The organism is Gelidibacter sediminis, assembly GCF_004364975.1.
Taxonomy (GTDB): Bacteria; Bacteroidota; Bacteroidia; order Flavobacteriales; family Flavobacteriaceae; genus Gelidibacter; species Gelidibacter sediminis.
Map to the genome: position 1 here is coordinate 445239 of NZ_SOBW01000007.1, position 26335 is coordinate 471573.

Annotated in this window: 13 protein-coding genes; 5 read left to right on the plus strand and 8 right to left on the minus strand. The window is 37.4% G+C overall.

Features of this window, described 5'->3' with window-relative positions; translation table 11 throughout:
* Positions 1 to 228 precede the first annotated feature (228 nt).
* The 5 genes from BXY82_RS02010 to BXY82_RS02030 all read left to right on the plus strand — a co-directional run bounded on the left by BXY82_RS02010 (position 229) and on the right by BXY82_RS02030 (position 12256).
* On the plus strand, positions 229 to 3129 hold the full coding sequence (locus BXY82_RS02010) for a SusC/RagA family TonB-linked outer membrane protein (protein ID WP_133756507.1): 2901 nt from the start codon (positions 229 to 231) through the stop codon (positions 3127 to 3129).
* Positions 3130 to 3160: 31 nt separating this feature from the next.
* Positions 3161 to 4759, plus strand: coding sequence for a RagB/SusD family nutrient uptake outer membrane protein (locus BXY82_RS02015; RefSeq protein ID WP_133756508.1), 1599 nt, complete (start codon positions 3161 to 3163; stop codon positions 4757 to 4759).
* Between the two features lie 13 nt (positions 4760 to 4772).
* Positions 4773 to 6116 carry a SusF/SusE family outer membrane protein gene (locus BXY82_RS02020; protein WP_133756509.1) on the plus strand — a complete coding sequence of 448 codons (1344 nt, stop codon included), beginning with the start codon at positions 4773 to 4775 and terminating at the stop codon, positions 6114 to 6116.
* A 59-nt stretch (positions 6117 to 6175) separates the two neighbouring features.
* Positions 6176 to 9037, plus strand: a complete 2862-nt coding sequence (locus BXY82_RS02025; protein WP_133756510.1) for an alpha-amylase family glycosyl hydrolase — start codon at positions 6176 to 6178, stop codon at positions 9035 to 9037.
* Positions 9038 to 9496: 459 nt separating this feature from the next.
* Entirely contained in the window at positions 9497 to 12256 is a 2760-nt protein-coding gene (locus BXY82_RS02030) for a T9SS type A sorting domain-containing protein (RefSeq protein WP_133756511.1), read from the plus strand.
* Positions 12257 to 12661: 405 nt separating this feature from the next.
* On the opposite strand, the gene BXY82_RS02035 is transcribed toward BXY82_RS02030, so the two are convergent.
* From BXY82_RS02035 to BXY82_RS02070, 8 genes are all read right to left on the minus strand, one after another.
* Positions 12662 to 13012 (minus strand): DUF488 domain-containing protein, encoded by a 351-nt coding sequence (locus tag BXY82_RS02035; protein WP_133756512.1) that lies wholly within the window; start codon positions 13010 to 13012, stop codon positions 12662 to 12664.
* A 96-nt stretch (positions 13013 to 13108) separates the two neighbouring features.
* On the minus strand, positions 13109 to 13450 hold the full coding sequence (locus tag BXY82_RS02040) for a cupin domain-containing protein (protein WP_133756513.1): 342 nt from the start codon (positions 13448 to 13450) through the stop codon (positions 13109 to 13111).
* A gap of 39 nt (positions 13451 to 13489) precedes the next feature.
* A complete protein-coding gene (gene acnA, locus BXY82_RS02045; RefSeq protein WP_133756514.1) occupies positions 13490 to 16270 on the minus strand; it encodes an aconitate hydratase AcnA in 2781 nt (926 codons plus the stop codon).
* 453 nt (positions 16271 to 16723) lie between these two features.
* Positions 16724 to 18058 (minus strand): Na+/H+ antiporter NhaA, encoded by a 1335-nt coding sequence (gene nhaA / locus BXY82_RS02050; protein ID WP_133756515.1) that lies wholly within the window; start codon positions 18056 to 18058, stop codon positions 16724 to 16726.
* Between the two features lie 308 nt (positions 18059 to 18366).
* On the minus strand, positions 18367 to 19683 hold the full coding sequence (locus tag BXY82_RS02055) for a DUF3472 domain-containing protein (RefSeq protein ID WP_133756516.1): 1317 nt from the start codon (positions 19681 to 19683) through the stop codon (positions 18367 to 18369).
* Positions 19684 to 19916: 233 nt separating this feature from the next.
* Positions 19917 to 21626, minus strand: a complete 1710-nt coding sequence (locus BXY82_RS02060) for a RagB/SusD family nutrient uptake outer membrane protein (RefSeq protein WP_133756517.1) — start codon at positions 21624 to 21626, stop codon at positions 19917 to 19919.
* 10 nt (positions 21627 to 21636) lie between these two features.
* A complete protein-coding gene (locus BXY82_RS02065; RefSeq protein ID WP_133756518.1) occupies positions 21637 to 24642 on the minus strand; it encodes a SusC/RagA family TonB-linked outer membrane protein in 3006 nt (1001 codons plus the stop codon).
* A gap of 89 nt (positions 24643 to 24731) precedes the next feature.
* Entirely contained in the window at positions 24732 to 26093 is a 1362-nt protein-coding gene (locus BXY82_RS02070) for a Gfo/Idh/MocA family protein (protein ID WP_133756519.1), read from the minus strand.
* Between the last annotated feature and the right edge of the window lie 242 nt (positions 26094 to 26335).

Genomic DNA, 26335 nt, shown 5'->3' on the forward strand with positions numbered 1-26335 from the left:
ACATTAAAAACGCGTAAATTCTAATGTATGAAATTACTAATGATTTTAATTTTTTTTATGGATATTTAGGTAAAAACCCTTGATAACAAAAAAGTTGTCAACACGAAAACGTTTTCGCTGATTATCTGATAATGATAAACCGATTAATGACACAAAATTTACATAGCTTTAACCCAAGAAGTGAAAATATAAGTGAATTATTAAAACAATTAACTTTAAAAATAGTGTATGAAAACATTTTTAAATAGCATGCTGTTATTGGTATTTTTAATACCCACAGTCATGTGGTCGCAAACCACTGTTTCTGGGACTGTAACAGATCAGGCTAACGTGCCCTTGCCGGGCGTAAATATTTTAATTAAAGGAACAAATACAGGAACAACGACTGATTTTGATGGGAATTATAGCATCAGCGCGAAAAACGGCGATGTGATTGTATTCTCCTATGTTGGTTTTAAATTGCAAGAATTTAATTATAACGGCCAACAACCCCTGAATGTAACACTTGCTGAAGATACTGCTTTGTTAGACGAAATCGTATTGATTGGATACGGATCTACTACAAAACAGGATGCTACTGGGTCAGTTGAAAAAGTAAGCGAGAAAGAATTCAATCAAGGTGCTATCGTTTCTCCAGAACAATTACTGGCAGGGAAATCTGCCGGTGTTCGTATTACTTCTGGCGGTGGAGATCCGGGTGGTGGATCTGAAATTAGAATTAGAGGTGGTGCGTCATTATCAGCTAACAATTCCCCTTTGATAGTCATTGATGGTTTACCGTTAGATCAACGCGGTGTACAAGGTGTGAGAAATCAATTAAACGCTATTAACCCAAATGACATTGAAGATTTTGTTGTATTGAAAGATGCCTCGGCAACAGCAATTTATGGTTCCCGTGCGTCAAATGGTGTAATTTTAATTACTACTAAGAAAGGTAAGACAAATGCACCTTTAAAAGTGGAATACGATCTTAAAGCATCTGTTGCCCAAGTAACTGACTTTGTAGATGTATTAACAGCCAATGAGTTTAGAGCTATTGCTGAGACAGATACCAATTTTGATGGAAGCTTGCTAGGAAACGCTAGTACAGATTGGCAAAAACAAATTTATCAAACCGCTGTTGGTGCCATTCATAACGTTACTGTTTCTCAAGGTTTTGACAGTTTTAATTTCCGTGCCAACGTAAACCATACCTCACAACAAGGGGTTTTGACTGGCGATTTATATGAGCGTAACTCGGTAAATCTCTCGGCAGTTAAACGCCTATTGGATAATGACCTAAAGCTTACCTTAACTACAAAAGGAATATTAGATGATAATAAATATGCTGACAAAGGTGCTATTGGGTCTGCAATCGGTTTTGACCCCACACATCAAGTGTACAATGCTGATGGCTCCTACTTTCAGTATGTAGGCCAAAGTTTGGCATTGGTTAATCCTGTATTCTCTTTGGACAACAATAATAATAGAGCGCGTAATAAACGGAATATTACCAATTTTAATATTGATTATAACCTTCCGTTCTTGGAGGGTTTAAAGTTCAACTTAAATGCTGGTCTTGATTATTCTGAATTATCCGGAAAGGAATACAGATTGGCTAGCCCAACAAATCCAGGAGGTTTTAATTATGAAAATTTTTATGAAGGTTTTAATAGAAACTCTTTGTTAGATTTCTTCTTCAATTATAAAACAGATTTAACGTCTCTTAACACAAAGATCGATTTGACCGCTGGACATTCCTATCAAGAATTCTTCATCAAATCTGACCGTAGTGAAACCGAAACTGCTGGGAATTTAATAGCGCGTGAAACCATTATTAATAGAAATGCCTTAGAATCCTATTTTGCACGTGCAAGTTTTGACATTGCTAACAAGTATTTGTTATCATTAACTGTAAGACGTGATGGTTCTTCCCGTTTTGGCGAGAAGAATAGATGGAGTACCTTCCCTGGTGTTTCTGCAGGTTGGAAACTAAGTAATGAAGCATTTTTGCAAAATTCTATTTTCTCAAACCTAAAACTAAGAGCAGGTTGGGGTAAAACAGGTCAGCAAGAAATTGGCCAGAATTACGGTTATTTAGGAGTCTATACTCCAGGAAGATCTGATGCAAGTGTTCAGTTTGGTTATAACAACGGCGTTCCACAATATGTGAATACGCTGCGCCCTGAAGAGTTTGATGAAAACTTGAAATGGGAGGAAACATCTCAATACAACGTTGCTCTAGACTTTGGTTTATTTAATGAACGCCTAACAGGTACTGTAGATGCTTATTATAGAGAAACCAATGATTTGTTGGCAACTATTCCAACAGCAGCAGGCTCTAACTTGTCAGATTTATTAACCACCAACGTCGGCTCAGTATTAAGTAAAGGTATTGAGTTTAGTTTGAATGGTGCCTTAGCAAGGTCTGAAGATTTTAATTGGGATATGGCCTTCAATGCGACCTTACAAGAAAACAAGATTACGAAGCTATCGTTGGGTAATGACCCTAATTTCTTTATCGCTCAAGGTGGAATTAGTGGTGGTGTTGGCAACAACATTCAATTGTGGAGAGAAGGCTTAGACCCATCTACGTTTTACGTATTTAGACAAGTTTATGACACAGCAGGAAAACCAATTGAAGGTGCCTATGTAGATGTTAATGGTGATAACCAAATAACAGAAGCTGACAAACAAGCCTATAAAAAAGCATCACCTGATGCTTATTTAGGATTCACTAACACGTTAAACTATAAAAACTTAGATTTCAGTTTTACGTTTAGAGGAAGCTTAGGAAATTATATGTATAATAATGTCGCTTCAGACAGAGGTAATATAACCACTGTAAATGATGCTCCGGGACAATATTACGTTAATGCTCACTCTAGTGTTTTGACTACCAATTTTCAAAAACAAGTCTTATTTTCTGATTACCACATCAGAAGAGCTGATTTTGTAAAATTAGATAACGTGTCTCTAGGCTATCTGGTTCCTGGTGAAAATTTAAATTTGAGACTGTCGCTAACAGCTACAAATTTATTCACCATTACTGAATACGAAGGTTTGGATCCAGAAATTTCCAATGGTATAGATAATAATTTCTATCCAAGACCACAAACCTATGTACTAGGCTTAAATTTTACTTTTTAATATCATGAATAATAATATTAAACACAATGTTATGTTAAGAACAATTAAAACAATCTTTATCGCTTTCACGCTCGTGTTTTTTGCACAGTCGTGTGAGAGTGAATTAGATTTGCAACCTGAAGACAATCGTCTTACAGCAGATGCTGCCTTTGAAGAGCCTGGAGCCTACAAGGCTTTTTTAGCCAAATTATATGCAGGCCTTTCTGTAAGTGGACAACAAGGTCCTGCAGGCGATCCTGATTTGTCAGGATTAGATGAAGGGTTTTCCAACTATTTACGCTTGTACTGGTCAATGCAAGAGCTAACCACTGACGAAGCCGTAATAGGATGGAATGATGGCACTATTAAAGACTTACACGCTCAAACATGGACCTCAGGTAATGAATTTATCCGTACCATGTACAGCAGAATTTTTTATCAAGTGGCGTTAACCAATGAATTTTTACGTCAAACATCAGACAAAAAACTGGATGCGAGAGGTACTGAGTCAAATTTACGTAGTGAGATTCAAAAATACAGAGCGGAAGCGCGTTTTTTAAGAGCTTTAACCTACTGGCACGCATTAGATTTATTTGGTAATGTGCCATTTGTAACTGAAAAAGATCCTATTGGTGCATTTTTACCAACACAAATCAAAAGTAAAGACCTGTATAGTTATATAGAAACAGAACTGCTTGCCATAGAGAATGAGATTATTGGTGCACGAGAAAATGATTACGGTAGAGCTGATCAGGCTGCGGTTTGGATGTTGCTTTCTAAATTGTATTTAAATGCGGAAGTCTATATTGAATCTCCACAGTATGATAAAGTAATTACCTATACGACCAAAGTTATTGATGCAGGGTATAGCATTGCTGACAACCCATACTACCAATTGTTTTTAGCTGATAATGACACTAATGGGACACAATCAGAAGTTATTTTTCCAATTACATTTGATGGGTTAAAAACACAGTCATATGGAGGAATGACCTTTTTAATTCACGCCTCGGTAGGTGGTAGTATGGTTCCAGCCGAATTTGGTATTAACGGCGGATGGGCTGGTCTTAGAACGACCTCCAAACTGGTAGAACAATTTCCTGGAGAAGCAAACTCTGCTGATAAAAGAGCATTGTTCCATACAGATGGCCAAACAAAGGAAATTACAAACATCTCCAACTTTACTAATGGATATGCCGTTGAAAAGTACAGAAACGTAGATGTAAATGGCGTTGCTGGTTCTGATCAAACAGGCGATTTCCCTGACACAGATTTCCCAATGTTTAGATTGGCTGATGCTTATTTAATGTATGCAGAGGCAGTCGTCAGAAATGGTGGTGGTTCAGAAGCAAACGCGGTAACATATATTAACAACTTACGTACACGCGCTTATGGCAACACCAGCGGAAATATTACCCAATCAAGTTTAACTAAAGATTTTATTCTTGCTGAACGTTCAAGAGAGTTGTATTGGGAAGCACATAGAAGAACAGATTTAATCAGATTTGGCAAATTCTCTGATCAAGGTTTATGGCCTTGGAAAGGAAATGTACCACAAGGAAAAACAACAGAATCCTTTAGAGATTTGATGCCTTTACCTTCAACAGACTTAGGAATCAACACCAACTTAACACAAAACCCAGGATATTAAAACATACACACACATGAAAAATTTTAAAATATTAAGCTTATTTATTTTAGCCATGATTGGGCTAAGTTCTTGTGAAACCGAAGATGATGTCATCTTTGTAGCTCAAGAACCTACAGGGTTTGTTTTGACCAACACCACTTTACCAGAATACATTTTAACCGCTACTACTGGAGCTAATCTTGGAGAGCGATTTACTTGGAACAGCGCAGACTTTGGCGTTCCTACAAACGTATCTTATGATTTGCAACGCTCAATTGCAGGCGATTTTAGTGATGCTGTTTTAGTAGGTACCACTACTAACAATGAAATTGCAATGACTATTGGTCAAATGATGGCTGTTGCGAAGGAAGCTGGCCTAGACGCTAATCCTACAACTCCTGCTCCAAATACAGGTGCATTTGCTGTAAGGGTTCGTGCTTATGTTGGTAATGGTGGATCTGAAGTATTTTCTGATGCCAAAACAATTTCTGTAAAATTACAGGAAGCTACAGTAGAAAGCGGTGTTACTGAATCTACTTGGGGCATTGTTGGTTCTGCTGCACCAAATGGTTGGGATGGTCCTGATGCCAAATTCTATACCACTTCAGAAAACAATGTTATTGTAGCTTATGTGACTTTAAAAGAAGGTGAAATTAAATTCCGTGAAAACAACACATGGGGTGGCGATTTCGGTGATGTTGACGCCAATGGCATCTTAGATCAGGAGGCAGAAAACAATATTAAAGTTAAGGCGGGCACTTACAAAGTAACCATTAACTGGAATGACAATACCTATAAAATTGAAAAATTCTATTGGGGTCTTGTTGGTTCCGCAACGCCTAATGGTTGGGACGGACCAGATACGAAACTTCAATATGATTATAATACAGATAGTTTCAAGGCTGTTGTACAGCTGAAAGAAGGCGAGTTAAAATTCAGAATGAACGATACGTGGGGTGGTGATTATGGAGACCTTAATGAAGATGGTGTGCTGGACCAAGAAGCCGAGAACAATATTAAAGTTACAGCCGGTTATTATTTAGTAACTGCTAATTTTGAAACTCTGAAATATACAATCGAGCCCACAGATATTTGGGGTGCAGTAGGATCTGCTACACCTAACGGCTGGGACGGACCAGATACCAAATTTTCTCCAGATTTCTCTCAACCAGGAGTTTGGGTTCTGAAAGACTTTACGCTTAAAGATGGCGAATTGAAATTTAGAAAAAATGATGCTTGGGGTGGCGATTATGGAGATGTTAATTCAGACGGTGTTTTGGACCAAGAGGATGGCAACAACATTAAAGTGACTGCTGGTACCTATACCATCACGCTTGATTTTAGTGATGAAACCAAGCCTACTTACAAAATAAAGTAAATCATCTAAAAAAAAGGCTATTCTCTAAGAATAGCCTTTTTTATTTAAAATAATTCCACATGCAAAAAATTACATTTTATTTAGTGCTGTTCCTATGTTCGTTCTCTTTTGCACAACAGCAAACAGTAACTTATACGGTGTCTCCTACGTCATTTGAAGAAGATCAGAATATCACCATCACATTTAATGGCAACAGCATTAATGAAACTGCGTGGGGCGTGACCACAAATTCACTCTACTTATGGGCATGGTCCTATGACGTCAATCTAAGCAACCAACAAGACTGCCCTACCAATGGTGCCTGGACAGCATCTAGCGAATCCAATAAATTAACTTACAATAGCAGTACAGACACGTATACCATCGCCTTTACTCCCACAACTTTTTTTAACAGAACAAATATTGGACGAATTGGATTTCTTATAAAAGCTAAAGATGGTTCTGGTGATAAAAAATCGCAAGATATCACCCTAAATGTTGGTGCTTTCCAAATGGAACTCACACAACCAGCTGCAGGGTCTACAACCGTCATTAGTTCTGGCAGCAATTTTAGTATTGCTGCTAAAAACACGGGAGGTTCTGCCACCTATGCATTAAAAGCTAACGGGATAACTATTGATACGAAAGCTAACATCACAACCTATACTTTTACACATACAGGAATCACGCAAAACACAAACTACCAATTAGAAGTGACTAAAGATTCCAATACGCTTACTAAAACATTTTCAATATTGGTAGATCCTGGCACAACCACCGCAATAATGCCTGCCAATTATCAAGAAGGTATTACTTATTTGAATGCAACTGAAGCCGTTTTAGTATTGAATGCCCCGGGTAAAGATTTTGTTTACGTGGCCGGAAGTTTTAACAATTGGCAGCCAACTTCAGCACATGCCATGAAAAAAGATCCTACACGCGAGTCTAAATTTTGGGTAAAGTTATCAGAATTAACACCTAAAAAAGTTGAAACCTATCAATATTGGGTGGTGGATAACACTCCGGCACCCAATTCGCCTAAAATGGTAAAGACTGCCGATCCGTTTTCAACATTAGTTTTATCACCTTATGACGATCCTTATATTCCTGCAACCACCTACCCTAACCTTCCCGCCTATCCTGCCGGTCAAGATCGTGAGGTAACGGTTTTACAAACAGATCAAACAGCGTACAGTTGGAAGGTCAAAAATTTCGCAAAACCGAAAAAGGAAGATCTCATCATCTATGAAGTACTCGTTAGAGATTTTGATACAGACCGAAATTATCAGGATTTAATTGATAAGATGGATTATTTTAAAAACCTCAACATAAACGCAATTCAATTATTACCCGTGATGGAGTTTGAAGGCAATGAAAGCTGGGGCTACAATACGTCGTTTCATATGGCTTTAGATAAGTTTTATGGCACTGAAAACAAGCTCAAAGAATTTATTGACCTTTGTCATCAAAACGATATCGCCGTCATTCTGGATGTGGCTTTAAATCATGCTTTCGGGAGAAACCCGATGGTCAGAATGTGGATGGAGGATGCAGATGGTGATGGTTGGGGAAATCCTAGCAGTGAAAATCCGTATTTCAATACAGAAGCACGACACAGCTACAATGTAGGATCTGATTTTGATCATACCAGTCCGCTAACCCAAGCGTATGTAAAGCGTGTGGTGAAACATTGGGTGGAAGAATTTAATATTGATGGGTTCCGATGGGATTTAACCAAAGGATTTACCCAAAATTGTACTGCAAATGATGAAGGCTGCACCAACGCTTACCAAGCCGATCGTGTAGCGGTTTTAAAAGATTACGCCGATTATTCATGGTCTCTTGATCCTAACCATTATGTTATTTTTGAACATTTAGGTTCTGAAAATGAAGAAAAGGAATGGGCTAATTACAAGTATAATGAAGGTAAAGGTGTCATGATGTGGGGTAAAATGACCAACGCCTATAACCAATTGACTATGGGCTATAACTCTGACAATAATATCAGCGCAATTGGTCATAAATCGCGACCACAATTTCAAGGCGCACGTGTTGTAGGCTATGCCGAAAGTCATGATGAGGAACGTTTGATGTACAAAAATTTAATGTATGGCAACAGCACCAACAGTGCTCATGATGTTAAAGACTTGAATGTTGCGTTATCTAGAATGTCTGCTTTAGGTGCGGTCACCTTGACCGTTCCTGGACCAAAAATGATCTGGCACTTTGGCGAATTAGGCATGGAAAACTCCATCTTCACCTGTAATAATGGTAGTGTAAATGTCCCAGGTGGGGCTGACGGCGATTGTAAATTGGATACCAAACCACAACCTCAATGGACACAGAATTGGTTGGCCAACACCACTAGAAGTAAAATCTATAATGATTGGGCGCAACTCATCAAGCTAAAAACAACAGAAGCGGTTTTTGAAGGCGATTATAAAATCAACACCAATACGCTAACGCCTTCTATTGAAATTTTTAATACTGCTTTACCAAGTAGCAGTTTGAAAAATGTGATTGTATTGGCTAATTTTGATGTGACTTCCAAAACGGTTAATACCACAATTCCTGCCGGAGAAACTTGGTATGATTTGATGGATAATACAGGAAACACAAGTTACAACCAGCCTACGATTACGATTACTGCTGGTCAGTTTAGAATTTTTGGAAACAAACGTGCTACGTTAAGTACGGATGGTTTTGAGAGCGCTTCAAGTTTCATCATTTATCCAAATCCTACCAACAGTAGCTTTAAAGTGAATAGAGATTTTAGTGTACTTGATATCTATGATCTGACGGGAAAACGTATCAAATCGTTTAGAGGAACTTTTACGCAAACGGACGGTTTTGATATTTCTGATTTAGTGCAGAGTATGTACGTCATTAAAATTCGAACTCAAAACGGAGAAGTGTCGACCTCAAAATTGATTAAGATGTAGGTTTAAAAAAACCGTTATAATTAAGAAAGCTTCTCAGTAATAGAGAGGCTTTTTTATTTAAATTTGTCCTCAATCCAAATGCACTTTGGAGCTTTATTAAATTACGACTGTCCTATTGAGCGCAGTCGAAATAGTTAAACATCGGAACTTTTTAGGTTTTCGACTGCGCTCAAACTGACATACCAATTCAAACTGTCATACAAACTAATTTGGTCCTTTGCTATAAAACAGACTGCTGAGGGTAATCATCCAATTGTGCTGTACTTAATCAAGATGTTCATAACCGTTGTGATATAACAGACTTAATAATGCTATATTTATGATTATTTTTATGACTTAATTTTCATGTAAAACCTATAACTGAAATCAACAAACAAAGACACCCCAATTCAAAAAAAACAATAACCCTATTTACAAATGAATTCCAGCTCATTGATACATCTTCATTACAAATAGCTTATGAAAAAAATTATACTCTGCTCCTTTATCTTTACCATCTGTTGTCAACTCTTTTCCCAAGAACCCTTAGTGCCCGTCAAAAGTGAATCCTTCGGATTGAACCATCACACCAATCGAGATATGGCATTCTTTTCTCACGTAGATGGCAACAAAAATTTATTGATTATTGGTACCACCGAAAAAGACTCTACGTTTACAGATGTCATTGCCACAAAACTTGACAAAAATTTTAATGTTGTGTGGCAAAAAACGGTATCTCAAAAGACAAACTTATCCTATGACATTCCCGTTAAATCCTTTATCAGTTCTAAAAATGAACTTTATGTCATTGGCAGGAGCGCTTTAAAGCAATCCTATTCCACTGGAATTCTATTCATAACAAAATTCAATGAAAATGGACAGATATTATATAATAAAACCATAGGCAATGAAGACGGTTCTGACTATGTTGATTACACCCACATGAATGTATCTTTGAATCCTGACGGCTCATTAAGTTTGGTTTATGCTCCCACTGACAATATGACCTTAGATGGCCATGATTTTCGATTTCTAAAAATCAATAATGACGGGGATATTATCAGTTCATTTACAAAAACAATGCAAAACAACGGCGTTGTGTCGAAAATACAAGATCAAACCTTTTATTTTATAACTAAAAGTTCGGCTGATGACGCCACAATAAATACTTTTAAATTTTATAAAATACAAGATCAGAACATTCATACCAGTATTGCAATTACAGATCCAATCTTCGCAAAATACTATTACAACTCTCCTTTATTTAATCACATTCAACTGAACATAGACAGCGAAGGGAATTGTTATGCTGTAGGTTTTAACCCGTCATCTCATAAATCTGGGGATAAATTTAATGTATCAAAAATTGATACGAAAAACGAGTTACTAATTTATTCTATCACTACACCAGCTATAGAAAAGTATCATTTGATAGGCTCCTTTATTAATGAGCAAAACAAGAATATCATTCTTGCCAATAATCTCAATAGCAATGCTATGGATTTTTTGAGCATTGATGGAAATAACACATTGGTAGTAGATACAGACCCCTCCGGCTTGTTAGGCACTGGCTTTAAACTTAATACGGATGGCACCTTTTTCTTAACCTCAAGTAATTCAAACCTTCGACTATTTTCAAATACGCTAACTGAGCTTAAAGCGTTCACAACGTCAGATACTTTTGAACTTGTCGATTTCTCGAAAATCGATGCTAATACTATCGCCGTAATAGGCACGAGTTATGATAAAATGTTTCCTGAATCACAATTTCTTACGCAGTTGAACATCAAAGCAGAGAAAATTGACGACCGTCAAATACTTCATGATTATTCTTTTTCAGGTATCGGTACTTCACGTTCCTTTCAGCATCGGTTAGTAATTGATAATGATAATAATTACCTATTAATGGTCTCTGAAAAAATGGGTCCTGAATATTTGGGAAAAGGCGGTACAAATCCCCCGCTTAATGAACGCATAATTAAATATGATTCCAATTTGAAAAAAATCTGGGAGGTAGAGGTTCCTGAAAACATTTTTAATCTTCTATCATCTCGAGGTAAATCTATTGATTATCATTTAGATGAGAATAACATGCTATATTTAAATTTGCCTAGAGCTGGAGACTACTATGGAATTGGATACGATTTATACAAATTGAGTCCCGATGGTATATTTGAATTTATAAATCATACTTATGCTGCAAAACTTTTTCATGCCAATCAAAATTTACGATTCATGTCAAGAGATTATTTTGATTATGAAGATTCTAGTAAAATGTTTATACTTAATAAAGAGAGTGGAAATTTACTTCAAGAAATAAGTATTGGCCACGAAAAATTCTTAGAGATTTTTTCCGTAGGTAATGACAATTATTTTTATACTTACGAAGCAATAACAAATAATACTCCTGACTTCTTGCACCTCTATAAAAACGGGGTCAAGGTTTTTACCAGAGAATTTTCAAATAACTATGGCATATATCCCATTAACGTAGACGAAAACGGAACCTTATATTGGGTCACAAAATACAATCACGATTATATACTTCACAAGCTTGATATAAAGAACATATACTCTCATTATAAAGCGCCATCCCCTATTCGTGCTTTTAAAAAATTTAATAATGGTAGGATGTACGTTTCTTTAGAAGACAACAACACTGTAATATTAGATGATAATTTGAATTTTATTTTAAATGGAGATATAGTAGACACATTTAATCCCTATTTATTTACATACGGCGACTATATGTTGCTCGCTACTGGTTATACTAAAAGCTTAAGAATAATAAATCAAAATGGCGCCGTAATTAACCATTTTAAAACTCAAGGACTTATAGGGTCTGAAACGGCAAAATTCGATAAGAATGAACATTTAATTGTAGTTGGAAATTTTGGTGACCGAATCTACACTTATAATGAATATGGCTGGTATAGAGGATCTTTACACAATTATGGCTTACTAAATAATATATTGAGTTTAGAAGATTTTGAAAATTTTAATAATTCAGAAAGCAATCTTGTGATTTATCCAAACCCGACACACAGCAGTTTTAAGGTCAATAAGGAGTTTAACACTCTGGATGTTTATGACCTTACGGGGAAACAAATTAAATCTTTTAAAGGCAATTTTACCGCAACAGACCACTTTGACATCTCTGATTTAGTGCAGAGTATGTACGTCATTAAAATTCGAACTCAAAACGGTGAAGTGTCGACCTCAAAATTGATTAAGATTTAGGTTTAAAAAAACCGTTATAATTAAGAAAGCTTCTCAGTAATAGAGAGGCTTTTTTATTTAAACTTGTCCTCAATCCAAATGCACTTTGGAGCTTTATTAAATTACGACTGTCCTATTGAGCGCAGTCGAAATAGTTAAACATCGTGATTTTTTAGGTTTTCGACTGCGCTCATACTGACATACCAATTCAAACTGACATACATACTCAACATGAAATTTGTGATAAAACGGACTACTGAGTGTAATCATCCTCTTGTGCTTTGCTAAATGACGATTGTCCTATTGAGCGCAGTCGAAATAGCTAAGATCTCTATTACTAAGGTTTTCGACTGCGCTCAAACTGACATACGAACTCAAACTGACATCAGCCTCAAACTGACATACACACTTAAAATCACAATGGGGTTAAAGATTTTCTAAAACCTCCTTAAGTACAACCGCCTGATTATGTTCTGTATCTTTTGCACCGTAAAGCAAAGTGAGTGTTCTTGATTTGACTTTGTTTCTTAGTGTGGTTAAAATCTCTGATTTATTCTCCAACTCTATTTTGTATTTATTTGAAAACGCTTCAAACTTTTCAGGTTCATGGTCAAACCATTTTCTCAGTGGTGTTGATGGTGCAATTTCTTTAAGCCAATCGTCCAAATGGGCATCCTTTTTTGAAATTCCCCGAGGCCAAATTCTATCCACCAACACTCTATACCCATCATCTTTGGCAGGTTGATCATAAATACGCTTTATATGAATGGTTTTCATAAAATTAAGAACTATTACATCACTGACAGTTTGCATCAAAGAATGGAAACATCTCGTAACATATCCAATTCGTAAAAATGACCCATCAAGAGTAAACTATTGGTCCGCAACATCCTCAACCCGTTGGGCTGAATCTGCCTTATTCAAACTTAAACGAACAATGCTATCAGCCAAGGCTGTCAAATCATGTGGCACCCCACCTTCCAAAGCCACCAATTCACCTCTATTTAAGGTATAGACCATCTCATTGACACCAAAATCAATCTGACCTTCAAAAATTTCAACTACAATGGGGAATGGTGTTTTATGTTTCTTCATGATCTGATCTTTTTTAAAGGCTATCCGAATTTCCTTCCCACTCTCAGTTTCCATCAATACTTGTATAGTTGGTTTTGAGTCATGGTAGATAATATGCTGTGTTAGTGAAGCTATTTTCATTAGATTTAATGTATTACAATATTGTATTCCTTTATCATTCTATGCGTTATCCAAAAATTGGCGAAGTACGTATTGTAAAATGCCACCATGGCGATAATATTCAATATCTATCAACGAATCCAATCGGGCAACGGCTTTAAACTTTATCACCTCACCTTTATCATTCGCTGCGCTCACCTCCACTGATTTATGTGGGGTTAGGCCCTCTGCTATTCCTGAAATTGTAAACGTTTCTGTACCTGTTAATCCGAGCTTTTCTGCGGTATCTCCCGCTTCATATTGAAGTGGTAAAACCCCTAGACCTACTAAATTACTTCTATGGATACGCTCATAACTTTCTGCAATCACCGCTTTCACTCCTAATAAAAAGGTGCCTTTTGCAGCCCAATCTCGTGAGGAACCGCTTCCATACTCCTTGCCTGTTAACACAACTAATGGGGTGTTTTCTTTTTGATACCTCATGGCCGCATCATATACGCTCATTTCTTCCCCGGTTGGCAAATATGACGTGTAACCACCTTCCTGTTTGGCGAGTTTATTCTTGATACGTACGTTGGCAAAAGTGCCACGCACCATAACCTCATCATTTCCTCGACGACTTCCATAAGAATTGAACGCTTCTTTTTTGACACCTCTTGCAATTAGATATTCTCCGGCCGCTGAATGTTCGTTGAACGCGCCTGCTGGAGAAATATGATCAGTCGTAATACTGTCTCCCAACACTAGCAAAGCTCTGGCGTTGGTAATATTCTCCAGTGCCGGGGCAGTCTCAGAGATATCTTTAAAGAAAGGGATTTCTTGAATATAAGTAGACTCCTGGTCCCAGTCATATAGCTTGCCTTTAGGGATTTCTAAATTCCTCCAAATCTCATTTCCCTCAAAAATCTCAGAATAGTTTTTTTGGAAATCTTTTGGCGTCAAGACTTCTTTAAGCACCGCATTAATTTCATCATCTGTAGGCCAGATGTCTTTTAAATAGACCGGCAATTGATTTTTATCATAACTGATAGGATCAATAGTCAGATTAATGTCTACACGGCCGGCAATAGCAAAAGCCACCACGAGCATTGGCGACATCAGGTAATTCATCTTAACTTGAGAATGCACGCGTGCTTCAAAGTTTCGGTTACCGGAAAGCACCGAACAGACTACAAGTTCATTATCATCTACAGCCTTAGAAATAGCTGGTGGCAAAGGGCCTGAATTTCCAATACAAGAAGTGCACCCATACCCTACCAAATGAAATTGAAGGGCTTCTAAATCTTTTAATAAATTGGCCTTTTTCAGATAGTCGGTCACTACTTTGGAGCCTGGCGCCAAAGAGGTTTTTACCCATGGTTTCACATCCACTCCTTTTTCGCGTGCCTTTTTTGCTACCAATCCCGCACCAATCATTACAAATGGGTTAGACGTATTGGTGCAGGAAGTAATGGCCGCAATTACAATTGACCCATCTGACAGCGAATACTTTTGTTCGCCCTTATCAATCCATACCGTTTTAAGACCGTTTTTCTCTTTCGTTTCTATTTTTGTATCTCCCGGAACCTCTTTTGTTGGCGGGGTCGGTTGATTACCCCCTTCATTCTTCCATCGAAATACAGACTCCCGATCTTCATGCTCAATATATTCGCGCTCAAAAGAAGAACTTAGCAAATCAATGAACTTGGGTTTAAAATTCTTTAAAAGTATTTTATCCTGAGGACGTTTAGGTCCTGCAACTGTTGGCTCTATCGTAGAAACGTCCAACTCTACCACTTCAGTATAGTTGATTTGATTTTCATTTTCTCGCCATAGCATGTTGGCCTTACAATAATTTTCCACGAGATTAATCTGGTCTTCTGAACGGTTACTTTCCCGCATATAGGTAAGCGTTTTATCATCAATTGGGAAATAAGTAATGGTACAGCCAAATTCTGGTGACATATTACCGATAGTGGCTCTATCTGGCACCGATAGATGGTCTAAACCAGGCCCGAAAACCTCAACAAATTTACCAACCACACCTCGCTTTCTAAGAATGTTGGCAATGGTTAACACCAAATCCGTTGCTGTTGACCCTAAGGGTAATTTACCAGTTAATCGTAGTCCAATTACTTCTGGCATGATAAAATATAAAGGCTGCCCCAATATGGCTGCTTCCGCCTCTATACCACCAACGCCCCAAGCTACAACACCAATCCCGTTGACCATTGGGGTATGACTATCTGTACCTACTACGGTGTCAGGAAACAATTGTCCGTCGCGTTCAATGACGCCTTTGGAGAAATATTCTAAATTAATTTGATGGCAAATGCCCATTCCTGGTGGCACCACGCTAAAGTTATCAAAGGATTGTTGTGCCCATTTTAAAAATTGGTAACGTTCCTTATTCCGTTTATATTCCTCCTCCATATTTCGTTGATAGGAATATTCCGTACCAAAATAATCGACTTGCACGGAATGGTCAATAACCAAATCTACAGGTACCAACGGATTGATATGATCAGGATTTTTACCTTTCCTTGCCACCTCTGCACGGAGCGCTGCAATATCTACAACTGCAGGAACACCCGTAAAATCTTGCATTAATACACGCGCAGGTTTAAAAGGAATATCTTTATCAACCCCTTTAGGTTTCCAATGCAGTAAAGTTTCAACATTTTCTTTAGTGACTGAAAACCCATCAAAATTACGAACTGCATTCTCTAAGAGGATTCTTATGGAAAACGGCAGTTTATGAATATCGTATCCTTGTTGGGAAAGCGCTTCTAGACTATAATAATCATACGTTTTTCCGTTAACTGAAAGTTGCTTCTTCGATTTGTATATATCTTTTTCCATAAGATTTAAATTTGAGAATTAATGATTCGTAATAGACGTAAGAATACTACCGCTTTACAAGCGACCGTTTGCAACAACACAACATACTTATACACTGCCCTCAGCTAATTTTAGACTTTGGGTAGAACATAGTTTAAAAATGTTTTGGCAAATACGTTCTCTAAAGTTAGGCAATTTTGTTGTACAATTCCTATACATGCATAAAAATGAGCATCGCGAGAAACCAATATGAGTACTAAGAAGACAACGTTACTTATACGCCTACGCCATTGGTACGCCAATATCTTAGTGATAATATCGGTGGACCCATAATTTTATATGGACTTGATGTCATTTTACATATAATGTACAATGGGTTGGGACAATGAAATAGTTGACACCCATATAACGTGTAGTAAAAACGTAGCTCTGTAGGAGCACTAAAAAAAGATGGGGTGCAAAATTGGGATGGTATCAGTTATACCCCATCCTACTCATTTTGTCTTCAGTAATAGCTTCTGGTTTTCGAGTTGCCTGACGCAATACGAGGTAGCCAAAAATACCACTTAAAATAGAGGCCAATAAAATGCCAATTTTTGCTTCTTCTTGGATGACGCGATCTGCAAACGAGAGGTTTACAATAAACAGGGACATGGTAAAACCAATACCACATAATAATGAGATTCCAAATAGTAAGCGCCAGATTTCCTGTGTTTGTGGCATATTTTTATAGAAAAATTTGAGAAGTACCCAAATAGCCAACATGATGCCCACCGGTTTCCCTATCAGCAAACCTAAAATAATTCCCCATGTAATAGGGATGTGAAAGGCTTCATTTAGAATTTGGGAATCGAAGACAATACCGGCATTTACAAAGGCAAAGAGTGGCATGATAAAAAAGTAAACCAAACCGTGTAATTTACGCTCCAAACGCTTTAAAGGAGATTCCATCTCGCGCTGGGTGTTTTCGAGGTAATGGTAGACTTTAGGACTTGTCATAGACAAAGTATGGTCTTTTGCTTCTCTAAACAGATGGTACCCACGTAAGGCATAGCGTCTAATTTTAGCAAGCTCCCATTCTTGGCGCAAAGGTAAGGTCAGTGCCAGAATGACCCCGGCAATTGTGGCATGGATTCCTGAAGTTAAAACAGCCCACCACATTATAAAACCAACGACAAGATAAGGCGTTAATCTATTAACACCTTTATGGTTAAATATGAGCAGAATTATAGTACAGCCCCCTGCTATAGCTAAGGCACCCCATTGTATTTGTTCAGTATAAAAAAAAGCAATAACCAATACGGCAATAAGATCATCTACAACGGCAATAGTTGTTATAAACACTTTAGCCCATGATGGCATTCTTGATCCCAACATGGCTAATACCCCAATGACAAAAGCAATATCTGTAGCCATTGGTATAGCCCAACCCTTAGCATAATCAGTACCTTGATTAAAGGCCAAATAAATAAGCGCCGGAAATATGGCCCCACTTAATGCAGCCACTACAGGAAATGTAGCCGATCTAAAAGAGGTTAATCTACCAAATTTCAATTCGCTCTTTATTTCAAGTCCCACCAATAAAAAGAACAGGGCCATTAAGCCATCATTAACCCAATGATGCAATGTTTTGGATATATAGACATCTTCAAAGCCCATTTCAAATTTGAGTTGCATGACGGTGTGATAAAAATGATTTAAAGGCGTATTGGCTACAATTAGTGCAGTAACTGTGGCCAAAATCAACAAAATTCCTGGTGCAGAATCATTCTTAAAAAACGTGTCTATACGTGTGCTTAGCTTACTCATTTGTGGATACTATTGTAATGAAAGTACAATTTCCGATTAAAAATTTTCTCTTTCAATAAAAAGATAAAAATTTTTTGACAAATCTTTGCAGACCTCTCTACTATAAATGAACCAGTTAGATGAAATTCTTTTCATAACTTCTTAAATAAACAGTAGTTAAATTTCATTTAAAGATGCGAGATTAAAGTCCATCTACACTTAAAACTAGTAATAAATTGTATAAAATTAAAACCAACAAGAATTAAAAAAACCCGGGAAAATTTTCCCGGGTTTACAAACTAACTAACGAACTCAAAAAAAAAAAAAAATTATTTTTTTGGAACTTCCAATTGAGAAAAATCTATGTCAGGAGCAATGCCATTGGCTGTGCGGGTATACTCAGTACCAATAGTTGTAGTCTCATCAAAGAAGCCACAATTTCTCATAAAAAATTGATTGCCTTCTACACCACCGGCATAATCCATCCGAGATTCCTTTCGCGCTGTAGCATCAGCGGTAAATTTAGCAGTAGTCAATTCTACCCACTCCTGATTTGTTGTATACACCCATTGGTTATTATAATGGGCCTGTCTTGATATATGCCCTGTGGCTGGAACAAAATTTTCTAAAAATGAATAGAGTCTTTTTAAGTATCTACTGCCTTGTGGCCTTCTAAAACTGGCTATTAAATTCCATTTCCCTTCTTCCGGCGCGAAGAAATAAGCGGTATAATCTGTAGAATTATTCTCTGCAGGCACACCTTTCAACAAGAACTTATAAGATGTGTTTGGCTTCCAACTGTACACTTTGTAGCTTTGCCCGCCTGAACCTTCATTACCAAATTCGCCCGTAGTAACGCCATGACCTTTACCTAACAAAATGATTTTATGATCGTCCGGAATATCTTTGGGGTCTTGCGTGTCAAAAGGACTCCAAACGGAGAATAAAATACGACGCTCCGTTTCGGAATTGACCTGAATTCCGAAATACCCATCCGCAAAACCATTAGCCATATAATAGGAGCCAATGACATCTTCACCTTCAGGCACGTTAATTTCGTTATAAAACCATACGACTTCCTTGTTCTTAGGCACATCATAAGACAAATGCACTGATGGACCGCGACGTCCAAAATAAACATCGTCTTTTATAAAATACAGCTTGCCTTCAGTGGCTGGGCCGCCAATAAGTATCTTATCGATGTCTGCCACAACAGCTCCTGATTTTTCAATCGCTTCAATTTCAACAATATTATAACCTTCAGTAGTCTCAAACACACCTACATCAATTGTTTTAGCGTCAGTATTAGACACTTCGATTGTTTTTGATACACTTCCTACCGTCACTTTTAGTTTTGACAGTCCTTCTGCAACATTTGCATGTAAGCCTAAGTGAAGTTTTCCTGAAGTATCGGTTTTAAAGTAGGTACGCATGACCTGATTCTTATCCGTCCACCGCTTTGCCTCCACACTTGGTGTTTTTGCGTCTTTATCAAACCGATTTACCATCCAGCTATTGGCTTTAGCAGGAATTTCTGTGGTTAAATTAATTACACTATTAATTGATTCAGTCGATCTATAAGCATTACAGCTTACAAGATGAACTCCAACAACTAACAATAAAAAATTAAACATCCGTATTTTCATAATTTTAGTTTTTAATAAGGGTTATCACTTTTAAAGTGGAATTGTCGTTTGTCGTGGAGATTTTTGATGCTAGGCATCTCCAAGAATATTACTTTCATTTTACAAGTTCCATAGCAAACCCATACAATAGAATTGCCTAAGGACGAATAAAAACAGAGAAGCTCAACCTTTAAATTGAGCTTCTCCTTAAAACTATTATTTACGTCAAAACCATTGACATTTTCCAACTAATATTATTGAGTTGGATTCTGTGTTAATGTTCCCGGATAAGAGTTAATAGCATCCTGTGGAATGTAAAATACAACTCGGTAGTCTGTGGCTGAAATGTTCTCAAATTGTTTATGAGGTCCCGGATATTCTCTAGATAACGACTTTCCATTGCGGAATACGTCATAGCTACGTTCTGCTTGGTAAGCCAATTCCAATTGACGCTCCTTATCTATACGCTCACTTGCATTAGAAGCATCTAAGCTAGCATAGCCTCCGCCCACAATAGAACGTTCTCTTATCAAATTAAGATCATTCAATGCTGCGTTATAATTTCCAAGTTTTGCATATGCCTCCGCACGGTTTAAATATACCTCACCTAAACGACTAATTACTGGCGAATGTAAATGAGATTCTTCACCTTCAAGTGAAGCTTTTGTAATGTAAAATTGAGGATACACACGATTTAGAGAAATAAAATTATCTATGACACCTTTATAGTTTTTTCCATCTTTATAAACGATAGAATAGATTCCCTGATCGGCATCAACTGGCAAAAGTGTATAGGTATCGCTTCCTTCTTTGGCAGTTATAACACTACCATTTCTTGTAATATTAGCTTGTACATAGTTTAAAACATCACCGTCTTCCTTAATAAAACGAAATACTTCAGCATAATTTCCAGTATCAGCATTTTTAGAATAAGTTGGTTTTATAAAAGCTGCTCTAGCATCAACCATTTTATAACTCTCCGGACGCCAGTCATTGCGGCCCGTCTCATTCAATAACTCGATATACTTACCGCTGGCATACATTTCACCCCAGCCCATTCCACCTAGGTTAGCATACATTCCACCAACACCATAATAATGATCATAACCAGAGAATTCTGATGCTACACGTTTAATGGCGAAAATGGTTTCTGCATTGTTCTCAGGAATAAAAGTGTTGTACTTCATAAACTGAGCTCTAGGTAATAAGGTGTACTTTCCAGAATTGATTAGTTTATCAGCATACTCGACTGCAAGTTGAGCATATTGTGAATTAGGAGAAGTATAGGTCCCACTCATATAAAGATAAATACGAGATAATATGGCCTGAGCGGCCTCTTTTGAAGCATATATTGCCCCCTTGTCTAAGGTTAACAATTCTTCAGCTTTCTTTAAATCACTTATAGCTTGCTCATAAGACTCCTTAACTGTAGCCCGATCTGCAAGATTCATATTAAGAACGTCCTCAGGAGTACCGTTTACTATTGGTACACCTAAATTTGTTTCCGGATTTTGATAATATGGTCGTCCAAACGCACGTGTTAGATAAAAATACATCATTCCTCTTACGTAGTACGATTCCCCAATGTTATTATCAATTTCAATACTTTGGCCTTCATCTATCATATCAATGATATTTGACGCTTGAGCAATAGCTTTATATCCAGAATTCCAAAATTGTGTCAAACGATAATTATTTGGTGTACGAGCGTAAGAGATAAATTCGTAAAAAGCATCCGTAGATGAACCACGAATCATCATATTGTCACCAGCATATTCACCCATACGATGCATAGGGTCAGACCAACTTTTTAATTGGGCATACATTCCGTTTAGCAAAGGTTGAAGGGAAGCATCTGGATCACCAACGATGGTGTCAGAATCCATACTTCCATGGGGAGTTCTGTCTATATCACAGGCTGAGAACGCTGCAAAGGCCAATAAGGCTATAAATATTTTTTTCATGTTATTTTATTTAAAATGATACATTTAAACCAAGCATAAATCTGCGAGTTGATGGATATACCCCTGGTCCTGTTGAGCCTAATACAGCTCCATTATTACTTGGAATTTCAGGATCTACGCCAGAATAGTCTGTTATAACGAAAAGGTTTTCTCCAGATAAGGTTACCCTTAAATTATCCACTTTATATTGACTTAGGTCAATATTGTAACCTAGTGAAAGAGAACGTAACTTTAAGAAATCATTTTTCTCCAAATAACGTGTCGAAGTAGCATTACCTTTATCTTGGTTATTATATCTGGCAATAGGGTGAGTAGCTATATCGCCAGGTTTCTCCCAACGGCTCCATCCTGATCTCAATTTCATTTGATTACGATCTGTATACGTTCCATCTGAGTCATATTCTTGACGAGAATAATTATAAATCTTACCACCTAAAGCATAACCGAAAACAGCGTTAAGATCAAAATCCTTGTATGACAATGCAGTAGAGAAGCCACCAAATACATCTGGTGATACTTTTCCTGTTTTCTCGAATGTTGCTTGAGAGTAATTAGAAGTTGTAGAACGTGACAACTCATTACCATCACTATCTCTATCCACTACATACCACATAGGCAATCCGTTTTCAGGATTTACACCAGCCCACTCTTTTAGGTAGTAAGTATCTACAGGACGGCCTGGTTCTAACATACGTTGTGCAGATCCAGCAATACCTAATCCATCACCGACGATAATAGGTCTGACCACATAATCTCCATTAGCATCTTTCGTTTTATAAAGTTTTGTCAATTTATTTGCGTTGTGACCTAGGTTAACATCAATACTCCATGTTAATTCATCAGTACTGATAATATCGCCACCAATGGCTAGCTCAATACCTTTATTTTCCATTTCGCCAATATTTTGCCAAATACTAGTCACACCGGTTAACCCAGTGATTGGGACTTGATAAAGGATATTGTCTGTGTTTTTTACGTAATAATCGAAAGTTAGTCTTGCACGATTATTAAATAAACTTGCATCGATACCAAAACCACTTGTGAATGTTTTTTCCCATGTAAGATCTTTATTTCCTATTTGGCTGATTAACGCTCCAGGATTTTCATTATAACCTGCACCGGTAGAAACAGCATAAAGATCATATTGAGGATACAGAGAACTTGGACGGTTACCAACAGAACCATAAGCTACACGTAGTTTTAGGGCATCCACCCAATCAGCCTTAAACCATTCTTCACGCTCTATATTCCATCCTCCACTTACTGAGAAAAAATTACCATATTTGGCATTATCACCAAAATTTGAAGCACCATCTCTACGGAAAGACAACTGGCCCATGTATTTACTATCAAACGCATAATTAGCATTGAAAAGAACTGACTGTACAGCCCACTCATTAATACCACCTTTAGTACGTTCTGGTTTAGCGACTACATCTAGTATTTCAAAACCTGGAATAAATCCGGTACCATAAACGTCTAATGTTTCACCGCGATAATCATTAAATTCATAGGCTAATATACCATTTACAACATGTTTGTTCCAACTGTTGTTAAATCTTAATATTTGATTTGTATATCGACGTGTAGATTCTGAACGGTAATCTGTTATTCGTCCACCAACACTAATACCTCCATTAGAACGAGGATCTGTATATCCGTTAGATTTATAACTATTATACATATAATTATTAACTGAGGAAAAAGTTAACCAGTTTGTAAGTTTTATGTCGAAATCCATATTCGCCATAATCTCGTAGTTCTTATTTGAGGAGTGATTCCACTGTAGATCATAAAGGTAATTAGTACTAGCACTATTCACCCATTCACTAGAACGATGTGGTACAAAATTTCCATTTTCATCATAAGGGCTATCCCAAGGAAGATTAGAATACATTGCAGTAGTTGAATATTGACGGTCATCAACATTACGGAAGGATCCAGCCAATGTTGGTTTAATTGTCAACCAATCTAAAGGCTTATATTCCGTTTTGTAACGTAAATTATAACGGGAATAATCATAACCCTTAACCGCACCTTCCTCATCATAAAGTCCTAAAGACATATAAGATCGAAGTGTTTCAGTTCCTCCTTGAATTGAGACATTGTAGTTTTGTGTGTACCCTGTTTGAGTAGCTACATCCCACCAATTAAAATTACTGTCACGCAGCTCAGGCTTCCAACGTGGAAAAGATATCTGACTAGCATTAGAAAATGAGGCATAATAATCATAAAGCTCTGCTCCATTCATTATTTGCAAATTTCCATTATTCAGATTATTGAAACCTGTCTTTGACGAAAAACTAACTTTAGTCTTCCCTAACTTAGCTCTTTTTGTTGTAACCACAACTACACCGTTAGCTCCCTGAGATCCATAAATAGAAGTTGATGCGGCGTCTTTTAAAATCGTCATGGACTCTATGTCGTCTGGATTTAATTCACCAGCACTAGACCCCACAATAACACCGTCTATCACCCATAATGGACTCGTCGTCCCGCTTAAAGTTGCTTGACCACGGATAACAACCGCACCTCTAGAGCCAGGTTGGCCTGATCCAGGTGCAACATACACTCCGGGAGCCTTCCCGTTAAGCATATTTTCCACTGAAGGCGTTGTAACATCCCTAAGATCATCACCATCTACCGTCTGTAAAGCTCCAGTTAAACTTTCTCTTTTTAATGAACTGTAACCTACAACAACAATTTCGTCCAAACTTGCTACATCTTCTTTTAAGCTTACGCTTATTTCAGAACGCCCGTTTACTTTGACCTCAACAGTTGTAAAGCCCATAAAGGAGATAACCAAAGTTGCGTCAGAATTAACAGTAATGGAATAATTTCCATCAAAATCTGTCGCAGCTCCATTAGTAGTCCCTTTTTCTATAACAGTTGCCCCAGGAACCAAAGCCCCAGTATTAGCTTCCGTTATTGTTCCTTTCACCTCAATTTTTGATTGTTGTGCATAGGCAGAACCGAGAAACAGAGATAAGAATAATACAAATAATAGTTTCTTCATTAGATTAATTTTTGATTAGTTTTCATTTAGTTAAATATCAGGTGCGTATCACACCCTTTTAAAATTATTTGGTTATAGATAAACAACATTTAGTAGGTATCCTTCATCCAATTGTAAGGCTTGCGTTTTACCCACATACCTCTTGTAAAATCAGGAATATCCTGAGGTTCTCCGTTGTTTTCAATAGACGCTTCAGACAATGGCGTAATTGAACTCCATGCTGCTGCATCATAGGCATCCATTGGTGGTGCAATGTTTTCTTTAGCCGATTCAATAAATGAATTCATCACAAAGAAGTCCATGCCGCCATGGCCAGCACCTGTAGCTAACTCACCATATTTTTTCCATAATGGGTGGTCGTACTTTTTCAACCACTCATCAGCACTATCCCAACGGTGTGGTTTTGAGTGTCCTTCCACATAAATTCTGTTGCCATCATCTTCCCATAATCCGTTTGCACCTTGCACTCTAAATCCTAAAGAATAAGGTCTTGGTAAATTAACATCATGTGTAATGATGATGGTTTCGCCGTTTGAAGTTTCTACGGTTGTTGTAATCACATCGCCTTGTTTGAATTTCAATTTGGCATTAGGATGGTCAGCACCTCCGTTTTCAACTATGTAATTATGTAGTCCGATGCCTTTTGTTGCGTGAGATGTTAAGGACACCAATCGATTCCCTCTATTGATATCACACATGACAGCCATTGGCCCTAATCCGTGTGTAGGATAGACATCGCCATTTCTTAAAAGGGAGTGTTGCGTACGCCATTTAGATTCAGAAATACCTTTATCTCCAAACTCAACACCTTTGCCATACGCCGTTTTTCCATCATTTAATTTTACGCCACGTAAATCGTGTTGGTAACCACATCTAAAATGTACCAATTCACCAAATACGTTTTGTTTTACCATGTTCAATACAGCAAGGACATCTCTACGGTAATTCACATTTTCAAGAATCATCAAGTGTGATCCTGTTGCTTCATGTGTGTTCACCAAATCCCAGCACTCTTCCAAAGTATTGGCTGCAGACACTTCAAGACCCGTATATTTACCAGCTTTCATTGAATCTACGGCCATACGTGTATGCCATAACCATGGTGTAGAAATAACCACAGCATCAACTTCTTTTAAATTTAACAGGTTCAAGTAATCCTTTTCAGATTTGCTAAAAACCTGTGGTTTTGGAAATCCTGCATCTTTTATCATTTTTAATGCGATTTCAATCCTTGCTGGATCCACATCACAAATTGCAGTAATTTCAGTATCTTTTCTCAGGAGAGCGTTATTTAAATGATTCACACCTCTAAGGCCTACACCTATAAAAGCCATCTTTAATTTCTGACCAGATGCCTCACCCATAATGCCTCCAAAGGACAAATTGGGCAGCATAAATAATCCAGCTCCGGCGAGTGCAGTTTTCTTAACAAAGTCTCTTCTTGAACCCATATATTCTGTAATAGTTAATAAATCGTTAAATAATTATGCTTCCAAATGTTGAAATTTATTTCGGAATATCGGGGGACATTTTAGGCGCATGAACGTATTATGTCTTCAATGACTAAATTGTACTCCTATTTGACAAATTTTTACCCCTTATCAGGTTTTTACGCTCATTAACAATGATTTATACCTGACATATAATTAATATATTTACCCAAGTGAAGAAATATACCCCTTTCAAAACATCA